Below are 11469 nucleotides of genomic sequence, written 5' to 3'. Positions count from 1 at the left end.
CTACCTCGTCCCCCCGTAGACGGTCTGGATCAGGCGGTTCGGTTCGCCCCTGCGGACCAGCACACCCCGGCCGGGCGGCTGCTGGGAGGCGTAGACGCCGGTGAAGAGCTGGCCCTCGCTGCGGTCGCCCGCCATCACCAGGGCGGCGGCACCGGACTCGCGCAGGCCCATCATCAGCGGCTCGTACAGGCCGCGGGAGGCGCCCGCGACGCGCCGGGTCAGGACGAAGTGCAGGCCGATGTCCTGGGCCGAGGGGATGTAGGGGAGGAACGGGGCCAGGGGCTGCTGGCCTGCCGTGGTCAGGACGTCGTAGTCGTCGACCAGGATCACGATCCGCGGGCCCGAGAAGGTGCCGGGTTCGAGGTCCGAGGCGTCCGTGCTCTCGTCGGGCATCCGCTTGTCCAGCTCGGTGGCGATGCCCGCGGCGAGGCCGGCGCTCAGCTTGGCGTTGTAGGCGTAGCCGCCCCGGTACTCCTCCGGGATCGCGCCGCGCAGGCCGCGCCGGGGGTCCATGACGCCGAAGACCAGTTCGTCGTCGCCGTAACGCTCCATCAGACCCTGGGCGATCACCTTGAGCAGGTTGGTCTTGCCGCACTCGCTGTCGCCCATGATCAGCAGGTGCTGGTCGTGGTGGAACAGGTCGAGCATGACCGGCGCCAGGTGCGTCTGGTCCAGGCCGATCGCGACGCGGCGCGGCTCGGCGGCCGGGCCGGGCAGCATGTGCGGTTCCAGGACGTGCGGCAGGACGCGGACGGGCGCGGCGACCTCGCCGGTCCAGGTCGCGCGGATCGTGCGCGCGGTGCGCTCGAGGACGGCGCCGAGGTCGGCGGTGTCGGGCAGGCCGTCGGTGCGGGGCAGGGCGACCTGGGCGAAGAGCTTTCCGTCGGTGAGGACGCGGCCCTTCTCCTCGGGCGAGAGGGTCTGGGCGAGCTTGCGTTCGACGCTGGACTCGCTCGGGTCGTTCAGGCGCAGCTCGACGCGGGTGCCGAACTGGGACTGGGTGGCGATGCGCACGTCGTTCCAGCGCAGCATGCCCGCGACGACGTGGATGCCGTAGCCGCCGCCGCGCTTGAGGATGTCGACGACCGCGTCGTCCAGTTCCTCGAAGTCGTCGCGCAGGGCGCCGAAGCCGTCGATGAGCAGCACGATCTCGGTGGAGGCCAGCTCGGGCAGGCGGCCCGCGGCGCGCAGGGTGCGCAGCTGCTCCAGCGAGTCGATGTTGTGGACGCGGAAGAGTTCCTCGCGCTGGTCGAGCATGCCGCGCACCGAGTCGATGGTGCGGGCGGCGCGCTCGCGGTCGGCGCGGCCGGCGACCCCGCCGACGTGCGGCAGGCCGGCGAGGGCCTGGAGGCCGCCGCCGACCAGGTCGAGGCCGTAGACGCCGACCTCCTGCGGGGTGTGCGTGAGCGCCAGGGACAGGGCGAGGGTGCGCAGCAGGGTGGTCTTGCCGGACTGCGGGCCGCCGATGACGGCGGCGTGGCCGCCCGCCATCGTGAGGTCCAGGTACCACTGGCCCTGCCACTGCTTGGTGGGGTCGTCGAGGATGCCCATCGGCACCTGGAGCGGCCCCCTCCGCTTGGTGAGCTGCATGCCGCGCGCGCCGACCTCGACCGGGCCCGCGACCTTGTCGAGGGCGATCGCCTCGGGCAGCGGGGGCAGCCAGATCTGGCGGACGGGGCGGGCGCCGGCGCTCTCGATCTGCCCGACCATGACGCCCATCTCGGTCGGCCCGGTCTCGCGGCGCCGCATCTGCGGTTCCTGCGGCCCGGCGCTCTCGTCCTGGCCGAGGGTGTTGTACGCCTCGTACTCCAGGGCGAGCGGTCCGGTGTCCTCCTCCTCGCGCCGCACCGGGCCGCTGTAGGCGCCGGAGACGTAGCCGGCCTTGAAGCGCTCGTAGTGGCTGGTGTCGACCTTGAGGTAGCCGAAGCCGGGCAGCGGCGGCAGGTGGAAGGCGTCGGTGGTGTCGAGGACCGTGCGGGACTCGTCGGCGGAGAAGGTGCGCAGGCCGAGCCGGTACGACAGGTAGGTGTCCAGGCCCTTCAGCTTGCCGCCCTCGATGCGCTGGCTGGACAGCAGCAGGTGCACGCCGATGGAGCGGCCGATGCGGCCGATGGACAGGAACAGGTCGATGAAGTCCGGCTTGGCGGTGAGGAGTTCGCCGAACTCGTCGATCACCACGAAGAGGTGCGGGAGGGCGTCGAGGTCCGGGCGCTTCTCGGCGCGCAGGGCGGCGTAGTGGCCGACGTCGGCGACGTTCCCGGCGTCCTTGAGGACCTGCTGGCGGCGCTTGACCTCGCCGGCCAGCGAGGCGTGGACGCGCTCGACCAGGCCGGCCTGGTTCTCCAGGTTGGTGATCACGCCGGCCACGTGCGGGAGGCCCGCGAAGGGGGCGAAGGTGGCGCCGCCCTTGTAGTCGACGAGGACCATGGCGAGGTCCTCCGGCGGGTGGGTGGCGACCAGGGCGAGGACCAGGGTGCGCAGCAGCTCGGACTTGCCGGAGCCGGTGGCGCCGACGCACAGGCCGTGCGGGCCCATGCCCAGTTCGGAGGACTCCTTCAGGTCGAGCAGGACGGGCTCGTGGGAGTCGCTGACGCCGATGGGCACGCGCAGGAAGGCGCGTTCGCCGCGCGGCGCCCACAGCCGGGGCAGGTCGAGGTCGGCCACGTCGTCGATGCCGAGCAGTTCGGCGAAGTCGACCGGGCCGCTGAGGGGGGCGTCGGCGGCCATCGAGTCGGCGGACAGCCGGAGCGGTGCGAGCATCCGGGCGAAGCCCTCGGCGAAGGGGACGCCGATCTCGTCGACGGTGCCGTGGGCTCCTATCGGTTCCGCCTCGCGCAGGTCCTCGATGGCGATCCGTTCGCCGTCGACGGTGATGCGGACCCCGACGCTGCCCGGCTCCTGCACGCGTTCGTCGAGCAGGTGCAGGATCGTGACGCCCATGTCCCGCAGTCCGACGGCGTCGTCGGGCCGGGGCAGGTCGACGGCGTCGTCGCCGTGCGCGTCGGCCACGACCAGCAGCCGGGAGGACATCGAAAGGGCGTCCTTGCCGGACAGGCCGCGGCGCACCTCGGCCGCGTAGGAGGCGCGGCGGCGCAGCTCGGGGCCGATCTGCCGGGCCAGCTGGGGCAGCGAGGGCGCGATGCGGCGGGCGGCGACGGGGCCGTCGTACTGCTCGGAGTCGAGCAGGTGGGGCAGCCACTTGGCCCACTCCCAGTCGGCGATCCGGTCGCCGGCGACGGCGAGCGCGAACGCCACGTCGTCCGGGGCGTGCGTGGCGGCGGCCTGGACGAGCAGCGCGCGGGCGACCCGGAGGGTGTCCTCGCGGTCGCCGATGACGCTGATGTTGCCGACGCGGTCCAGCGGCACGGTGAGCGGGAGGTCGGTGCCGGTGCGGAAGCGGACCATCAGCGCGGACGCCTCGTTCAGCATGAACTGGTCCGGCGGGGTCAGCACCGACGAACCCTGCGAGCCGACCTTCAGGTCCCGGACGGGCATCTCGCCGGTGCCGACCCGCACCCGCAGGAAGTCGCCGTCCACGCGCCTGCGTTCCCACAGCCGGGCGGGGTCGCGGACGATGTCGTACAGCGCGTCCGGCGGCGGGTTGAGCACCTGGGCGCTCTCGCCGCGCTCCCGCTCCTCCCTGGACAGCTCCTCGCGCAGGTCCTCCAGGTAGGCGAGGTAGGCCTCGCGCTGGGTACGGCGGGTGCGCTGGGCCTTGCCTCGCTGGGAGAAGACCAGGGTGAGGGAGCCGACCAGGGTGACGACGAGGATGATCGCGCCGAGCCCGGCGAACTGGCTGTTGCGCACGACCGTCATCATCACGACGGAGGACATCACGCCCGCGACGGGCAGCAGCGAGGTGGCGATGGAACCCGCCTTGCCCTCGGGCAGGTTGGGCGGGGCCTCGATGGTGCGCGGCTCGGAGGCGGCCGGCGGGCGGGTGGTGCGCGCCGGGCGGTGGATCAGTCGGGTACTCATCGTCCTGACCTCTGCGGGTTCCCTTCGGGGTGGGTCATCGGCGTTTCTGCGACAGCTCGAAGGCCTCGGCCGCCAGCCGGGTGACGGCCTGCCGGGTCGGCCGGGCGAGCAGGTCGGTGCGGATGGCGCCGCCGGCCGCGAGATGCCGGTCGTACGGCAGGACGCGCACACTCGCGCCGGTCGCCTTCAACTGCTCGGCGGCCTTGTCCAGGGCGAGACCGGGGTGGGGTGACATCTCGGTGAGGACGACGACGGTCGTGGTGGTGATGTCCCGCGGCAGGCCGCGCATCCAGTCCAGCACCGAGCGGGTGCTGGCGATGCCCTCCAGGGTCGCGGGCGCGGTGAGGATGCGGGCCTGGGCCGCGGACAGCGCGGTGCGGGCCACCTCGGCGGGCAGGGTCTCGCAGTCGACGACGGTCACCCCGAAGTAGCGGCGCAGCGACACCATGACCCGCTCGTAGCCCTTGGTGTCGAGCATCGCGCCGACCTGTCCCTGGCTGCCGGGCAGCAGCCAGGCGTTCTCCGGGAGCTGGACGAGGTAGCCGGTGATGTCGAGCAGCGACATCTGCGGTTCGACGAGGGCGGCGAGATCGCCGGTGGTCCAGCGCAGGCTCTCCGCGCCGAGCCTCAGCGGCAGTGAGCCGAGCGCCGGGTCGGCCTCGACGAGCAGGACCGGGTCCTGCCGGTAGTGGGCGTAGGTGGCGCCGAGCAGGGCGGCGACCGTGGTCTTGCCGGAGCCGCCGCGGATGGAGGTCACGGCGATCTGCCGGCCGGTGGTGACGGCCCGCTGGAGCACCTCGGCGGTCGCGGTGGTCTCGGCGACCTCGCGCGAGGCGGAGGAGGAGACGGTACGGCGTACGGCGCGCAGCGCACGGGCGGTGAACGGTTCGCCGTAGCGGGGCTTGAGACCGGCGGCGGCGATCCTCTTGTCCACGACGGGGCGGGTGTCGGGGACGGAACGGCGGGCCGGGGCGGCCTGCGGCTGCTGCTCGGGGTAGCGCTGCTGGGGCTGTTGAGGGTGCTGGGCCGCCGGGTCGGGGGACGGCTGCTGAGGGTAGCCGTAGCCGGGCTGTCCGGGCGGGGGCTGCTGGGGGTAGCCGTAGCCGGGCGACGGCTGCTGCTGATGCTGCGGGTAGCCGTGCCCCGGGGGCTGCGCCTGGGGGTTCTGGGCCGGTGGGTGCTGTGCGGGCACGCCCGGCTGAGGCTCCTGAGCCTGCTGAGGTGCCTGGCCCTCCTGAGGCTGCTGAGGCGCTCCGCGGCCCCTCAGGTCGCGCAGCACGTCGTTCTGCCAGTTCTCACCGCTCGGCATGTCGCCCTTCTCCTCAGAACTTGTCGAGCAGTTGCCCGTAGATGCCGAACACGCCGACGGCCAGCGGGAACAGCCCGATCACCCCGACGGACTCGATGAGATCGGCGAGCCGCCGCAGTCTGACCCGCACATGCTCGGGCGGTTCGATCGCGAGGACCAGCAGGGGCAGCAGCGCGGCGGCCCCCAGCAGGGCCAGCGCACCGGCACCCCCGGCGCGGTCCAGCCACAGCACCGCGAGCCGTACGACGAGCACGGCCGCCGCCGCGAACAGCGCGACGACCTCCGCGACCAGCGGGAAGGCCCGGGCCCGGGACAGCAGCACCACTGCGGTCAGCGAGGCCAGCGTGACCGTCCACACGGTCGGCCCGTCGGCGGTGGTCAGCAGCCAGCCGCCGCCTGCGGCCGAGGCGGCGGTGACCACGGTGGCCAGGGCGAGCCCGCGGTGCGTGGCGGCGAGCGCGTTGGAGACCTGGTGCCGGCTCACCGAGACGCCCGAGGACCGCTTGTCGTCGAGACCGGTGAGTCCGGAGGCCATCAGCGCGAGCCGTGGCAGCAGCCCGAGCAGCACCACGGAGAACACGGTCATCACGGCACCGAGCCGGTCCGGCCGGTCCTGCACGGCGGCGACGACCTCCCAGACGGCGGCCATGGCGACGGCCGCCCCGGCCCCGATGAGCCCGCCCCGGCCGAGTGGCGAGAAGTAGGCGAGCAGCACCAGGGTGAGCACCGACGCGGCGACCACGCCGGCGAGGCGTGCCTCGCCCGGCCAGTCGTAGGCGTCGGCCGCGGTCCACGCCGCGAGCAGCCCCAGACCGCCGGAGGCGGACAACAGCGCGGTGGCGAGGCCGAGGTTGCCGCCGCCGATCTTCGCGACGACCGCACCGGCCAGCAGGAACACCACGGTCGCGGCCACGAGCGCGGTGGCGACGGACTCGAGGGCGAACTCGCGCCGGGCCAGCACGGCGGCGGCCACGGCGAAGACGACGGTGGCGACCCCGGCACTGACCCGGCGCGCGGCCGGACGCCAGCGCCAGGCACGCAGGTCGAGATCGTCGGCGACCTGGTCGGTGACGTCGTGCACCACGGGCGCGGGGGGCGCGGCGTGCGCCCGTACCAGCTGGAGCACGGCTCCGTCGGCGACCTCGGCCGAGGACAGTGTGGCGTCGTTCGGCAGGACCGAGCCGTCGGAGGTGACCAACTGCCGTGTGGTCGGCCGCGTCGCCACCCGGTCGTCCAGCAACCGCAGTATGTCGGGGAGGAGTTGGCCGATCGGCGTGTCCGACGGCAGGACGAGGTCGGCGCGTCGCCGTTCACCGATCAGGGTGACACGGCTGAGCTGGGTCCGAGACGTCGTTGCAGCGCTCACCACTCACCGGAACCTATCATCGCGTCATTTCGGCCAGAGGCCTGATTTGCCATGATCCCGTCACCTCTGCTCGTCCTCTTCACTGCTTCTCCCCGCCCGCGCCGCTCGCGGCGGCGGAGGGGCTGCCGCTCGCGGGGTCGTACAGCTGTTCCTGCTGTTGTTGCTGCTTCTCCTGCTGGGCCTTCTGCTTCGCCAGCGTGGCCTGGAGGAAGGACCAGCCCACGCAGCCGGCGCACAGCACGGCGGCGATCGCGATGCCCGCGAACACCTTGCCGAGCCGCTCGTCCAGCGTGCGGCGGGCCCGCTGGGTGCCGAACAGCAGCGCGTCGCGCATGCGGCGCCGCCGTACCGCCACCGACTCCAGCAGCTGGCTGTCGTAGTCCCGTGCCATTCAGTCGTCGTCCCGTGCGTAGCTCATGGTGGCCTGTGGTGGGCTCTTGATGGGCTGTCAGTCGTGCGGGGTGAGGCCGAGGTACTGCCTCATGGCGCTGTACTTCCGCTCCAGCCGCCGCGCGGTGGCCTCGTCGAGCACCGCGAGCCGCTCGGGGTCCGCGTTGTGCGCGAGGTCGGCCGCCTTGACCAGCCGGGCGCCCGGCGTCCCCAGGATCCTCCCCGCGTAGGCCTCGGGTGACTCACCGGACCTTTTGGTCACGGCTCGCACCACGTCCTTGGTCCGCGGGTCGAGGGGGGCCGCCCGCAGCCACTCCTCGCTCAGCGCCCCGTCCTCGACGGCGTCGTGCAGCCAGGCCGCGGCGATCAGTTCCTCGCCGCCGCCCCGGGCGCGTACGCCCTCGGCGACGGCCCGCAGATGTTCGGTGTACGGCCGGCCGGCCTTGTCCGTCTGCTCGGCGTGCGCGGCACACGCGACGGCCTCGACCTCGGCGAGACTCATGCTCACGGCGCGCGCCTTCCCTGGTACGCGCGTCTGCCCTGATGCCCGTGGTGCGGCATGCAAACTCCCCCTTACTTTGCCCGTGCAACATAGGACACGGAAGGCCGGGGCGTATACCCGGGGGCCGGATCGGGCTCACCGGCCGCGTCCGTCACGAGCCCTCGGCCAAACCCGTCGCGATCATGAACAGCACCCACAGCACCGGAACGAGCGTGACAGAACGGGCTCCACCAGCCCTGCCAGAGCGTCCGCCTTGTCAGCTCCCGGTACACCGCGAGCCCGCCATGCCGGTCGGCTTCCCGAAAAAGCGCGGGTTGGTCCGCAGGGGTTCAGCCACCGGCGACCTGTTCCTTCAGGGCGGCGAGAGACGGGGCCTCGGTGAGGGAGCCGGGAACGGCGTGGCTCAGCTTGTTGTCGTTCGAGCCTCCCGCCAACTCGGCGAGGAGAGCCGTGGGCGCGAGCCCCCGGGCCTTGCCGCCGCGCAGTACCCGCAGCCACGACGCTCCTGCGTTGACGGCGCTGGGCGAAAGCCCCGGCGGCACCACCCAGCCGGCCGCGTCGTCCTTGTCGTTCGCCCACACGCACCCGATCGCGGTGCCGGTCTGGTCGGCGACGCTCAGGTACACGACCGGCCCGTCGGTGTGACGGCTGTACGTCACCGGACCCGCCACCTGCTTCATCTGCAGGTCTTCCGCGAAACGCGAGTTGGGCGGTGGTTGTTCGCTGTTCATGAAGTCCACATTTCTTTAGGTCTGCCCGATCCGCAACGAGGGCCGCGCCCGGGCCCGCCGAAGGCCGTGCGCTACGGCCTCGGCAGGACCTCCCCGTAGGCGTGAAACTTGCCCGACGAGTCCAGGAAGACTCGCGTCACCTTGTACTCCGTACCGCGGGCGAGCAGCAGCTCCCGCTCCCCCTTGTTCGCGGAGATGTGATCGATCCAGAGAGCGGGGGTGCCCTTCGGCACGCGCCAGTGCATGATCACCGGCTGGTGCTCGAAGGCCGGGTCCTTGCCGAGCGACGTGGAAGTGTAGCCGTCGTCCCCGAAGGTCCTGCCCTCCATGTCGAGCGGCGAGTCCAGGTCGAGGTGATCGATCCGGGTGCCTCGGACGACCATGATGTCCTCGGGTACGGGACGGGTACCCATGACCCGGTCCATGTTGTGGACGATGTCCGTGATCGGGGGCCGCACGTCACCGGCCCGCAGTTGTCCGTTGATCTGTGTGTAGTAGTGGTCGCTGTACTTGTTCAGCGCGTCTTTCCCGGCGGGGTCGAGGTGGTCGATGTAGTCGTTCCAGTACCCGTCGCCGTACGCCTGCCCAGCGTGGTTGCTGGAGCTGGGCCAGGGGTTCGTGCCCCGCTCCAGCTCCGCCGCGGCCGCCGCGTGCTTCTCCGCGTCGGTGGCGAGGTTGTCGAACTCGTCCGCCGACATGCTCGGCTTGTACTCGAAGGGCTCCCTGGCCCCCGGGTGTCCCGGTACGTCCGTGCCCGGGTGCCCCGCGGTGGCCGGGGCGTCGGTGCCGTGGTGTGCGGCCGTGTCGTCGACGCCGGGGTGCTCGCCGACGTCGGGGTGATCCCCGTGGTGCGCCGCGTCGTCCGCGTGATGCCCCGCACCGTCATGGTGGCCGGCCCCGCCGTGACCGGCGCCGTGCGATCCGTCGTGCGGGTGCCCGGCGGGGGTGTCGTGGCCCGTGCCGTGCGGTGTCTCGGGGGTGTGGCCGCCCGTGTGAGGGACGTCGTGGCCGCCGGTGTGCGGGGCGGTCGTCGACGTCTCGTGGTACCACGCCGACGGTGTCGTTCCGGAGTGACCGCCCGTGTGCGGCGTGGCCGCCGGCGGCTCGTGCGGGGTGGTGGTCGGGACGTCGTGCGTCGTACCGGCCGTCGGGGTGTCGTGGTACCACGGCGTCGACGCCCCACCGGAGTGCGCGCCCGCCGAGACCGCGTCACCCGTGCTGTGCGGGATACCGCCGTAGACACCGTCGGACGTGGCGTGCGCGCCGCCGGTGTAGGTCCCACTGCCGCCCGTGGAGTGCGGGGCTCCGCCATGGATGCCGTCGCTCGCCGCATGCGCGCTGCTCGTGTACGTCCCGCTGCCGGCCGTGGAGTGCGGAGTCCCGCCGTAGACCCCGTCGGACGGCGCGTGCGCCCCGGCGTACGCGCCGCTGTCCACAGTGTGCGCCGCGTACGACGGTGTCGCGCCCGGGGCCTGGGTCGTCCAGTGGGAGGGGAGACCGGAGGGCGTCTGGTACGACGCCGGCGCGGTCTCGTGCGGAACCGGTGTGGTGTCGATGGTGCCGTCGGGCGAGACGAGGTTGCCGTTCGGCTCCAGCAGGCGGCCGTCGGGGAGGTGGACCGAGCCGTCCGGCAGCGTGGGCATGTCGATCTTGCCGATGCCCTTGAGGCCCTTGGCGATGTCGCCGATCTTCGACAGGCCCGCGCCGGCGCCCTTCGCGACATACGTCATCGGGTCGATGATCTTGCCGGCCTTGCCCGCGAGGGACAGGGCCTTGGCGACCGCGCCCGCCTTGCCCGCACCGGCCGCCGCACCGCCCGCACCGCCGGTGAAGACGGTCGTCAGGACGTTGAAGGTGACCGCGCCGGCCGCCCGGCCGGGGTTCTTGCCCCACTCGTCCCACGCCACCAGGGCCTTGCCCGTCTCCTTCATCGCGGTGCGCGAATCACGGATCCAGGACGGCAGCTTGTCGTCGGGGATCAGCCAGAACGCCGTCCCCACACCCGGGATCGAAGCCAGCGCAAGACCCGTCGCGAGCTGCGCGAGGCCCTTCCAGGCCTGGCCCATCGCGTCCCAGCCGCCGAAACCCACCAGCATGCCCAGGCCCTTGATGGTGCCCCAGATACCGTCCACGATCAGGCCGTCCCACACGAACGACTTCACCCAGTGGCCGACCTCGTACCAGTGATGCTTCTCCTCCACCGGGTCGCCCCAGGGGAGTTTCGCGTTCTTGAGGTCCTCGGCGTTGAAGCCGTACTGGTCCTTGCGGTCCGAACCGTCCCCGGCGACCATCTGGGTCCCGCCCCAGATCGCGGTGATCTTGTTGTGGCAGGTCCGCTCCGCCGCCCAGAACGCCGCCACCGTCGCGGTGATGTCGTCGCGAAGCTGGTTGTGCTCGTCGACCTTGTCGCCGTCGTACTCCCAGTCGTCGTCGTCCTTCACGGAGTCGACGAAGGTGGTCGCCTTGGTCTTCAGCTCCTTGAGCTTGGAGACGAGGGGACGGATCTCGGTGGAGTACGAGGAGAGGGCGGAGGAGACCGTCTCCAGGTCCGTGGCGAAGTCGTCCGCCCGGTCCTGCACCGGCTTGGTGGTGGCGAACAACTGCTCCGCCTCCGGCGCGTGGTAGAACGCCGACAACCCCTGGAACTGGGTGTTGACGTCCTTGCCCGTGTCGCGGACGCTCCCGGCGTCCTTCCTCAGATCCGCGTGGTCCAGCTCCAGTTGCGCCAGGTTCCCGGTGAACTGGGGGATCTCGTCCGGCTTGATCACGCCTTGCCCGCCCCCGGCATGTCCAGCTTCGGCGCCTTCAGCGTGTTGCGCTGCGCCTCCATCGCCATCTGCTCATCACCGTTCAAGTACGCCGTCGTCGCGTCCACCACACCCTGCAACGACTTCCCCGCCCGGGCGGCGACGTACGACAGGTCCTTCGACGCCCGCTCCGCGTACTGCGACAACGCCAGCGCCACCAGCCCGCCCTGCGCCTGCTCGCCTCCCGCGGCAGGCGCGTCGGCGGAAATGGTCCCCGCACTCGACGCCGCCGACGTCAGATGCTCACCGAACGCCGTCGCGTGCTTCTGCAGGTGCGACGCCGTCTCCCCGGTCGTCTTCACCACGCCCGAAATGCCCTGCGGCTTCAGATCCCAGCCCGTCACCCGTCAAACCCCCGTTCCGTAAACGGACATACAGAGTCCGGT

The 11469-nt window shown here is 72.1% G+C and carries 8 protein-coding genes; all 8 read right to left on the bottom strand.

Annotated features, from left to right (window positions below; translation table 11 throughout):
• On the bottom strand, positions 1–3978 hold the full coding sequence (gene eccCa, locus ABT057_RS39035) for a type VII secretion protein EccCa (RefSeq protein WP_352348673.1): 3978 nt from the start codon (positions 3976–3978) through the stop codon (positions 1–3).
• A 34-nt stretch (positions 3979–4012) separates the two neighbouring features.
• Positions 4013–5287: a CpaE/TadZ family protein gene (locus tag ABT057_RS39030; protein ID WP_352348672.1), complete on the bottom strand. Its 1275-nt coding sequence runs from the start codon at positions 5285–5287 to the stop codon at positions 4013–4015.
• Positions 5288–5300: 13 nt separating this feature from the next.
• Entirely contained in the window at positions 5301–6656 is a 1356-nt protein-coding gene (gene eccD, locus ABT057_RS39025) for a type VII secretion integral membrane protein EccD (RefSeq protein ID WP_352348671.1), read from the bottom strand.
• 76 nt (positions 6657–6732) lie between these two features.
• Complete coding sequence (locus ABT057_RS39020) at positions 6733–7044, bottom strand: hypothetical protein (RefSeq protein ID WP_352348670.1); 312 nt, start codon at positions 7042–7044, stop codon at positions 6733–6735.
• A gap of 57 nt (positions 7045–7101) precedes the next feature.
• Positions 7102–7545: an HD domain-containing protein gene (locus ABT057_RS39015; protein ID WP_352348727.1), complete on the bottom strand. Its 444-nt coding sequence runs from the start codon at positions 7543–7545 to the stop codon at positions 7102–7104.
• Positions 7546–7874: 329 nt separating this feature from the next.
• Entirely contained in the window at positions 7875–8276 is a 402-nt protein-coding gene (locus ABT057_RS39010) for a hypothetical protein (RefSeq protein WP_352348669.1), read from the bottom strand.
• Between the two features lie 71 nt (positions 8277–8347).
• Complete coding sequence (locus ABT057_RS39005; RefSeq protein WP_352348668.1) at positions 8348–11044, bottom strand: ADP-ribosyltransferase; 2697 nt, start codon at positions 11042–11044, stop codon at positions 8348–8350.
• Entirely contained in the window at positions 11041–11427 is a 387-nt protein-coding gene (locus ABT057_RS39000) for a DUF6507 family protein (RefSeq protein WP_352348667.1), read from the bottom strand. Before ABT057_RS39000 ends, ABT057_RS39005 begins: the two co-directional genes overlap by 4 nt.
• Positions 11428–11469 lie beyond the last annotated feature (42 nt).

Source organism: Streptomyces sp. NPDC002588, from assembly GCF_040295925.1.
Lineage (GTDB): Bacteria > Actinomycetota > Actinomycetes > Streptomycetales > Streptomycetaceae > Streptomyces.
The sequence above is the reverse complement of the archived record's forward strand: the minus strand, read 5'-3'. Positions and strand labels throughout refer to the sequence as shown.

What these genes read in the sequence shown, in the direction of transcription:
- ABT057_RS39020 (WP_352348670.1), bottom strand. Translation starts at nt 7,044, where the DNA reads ATGGCACGGGACTACGACAGCCAGCTGCTGGAGTCGGTGGCGGTACGG.
- ABT057_RS39030 (WP_352348672.1), bottom strand. Translation starts at nt 5,287, where the DNA reads ATGCCGAGCGGTGAGAACTGGCAGAACGACGTGCTGCGCGACCTGAGG.
- ABT057_RS39015 (WP_352348727.1), bottom strand. Translation starts at nt 7,545, where the DNA reads ATGAGTCTCGCCGAGGTCGAGGCCGTCGCGTGTGCCGCGCACGCCGAG.
- ABT057_RS39010 (WP_352348669.1), bottom strand. Translation starts at nt 8,276, where the DNA reads ATGAACAGCGAACAACCACCGCCCAACTCGCGTTTCGCGGAAGACCTG.
- eccCa (WP_352348673.1), bottom strand. Translation starts at nt 3,978, where the DNA reads ATGAGTACCCGACTGATCCACCGCCCGGCGCGCACCACCCGCCCGCCG.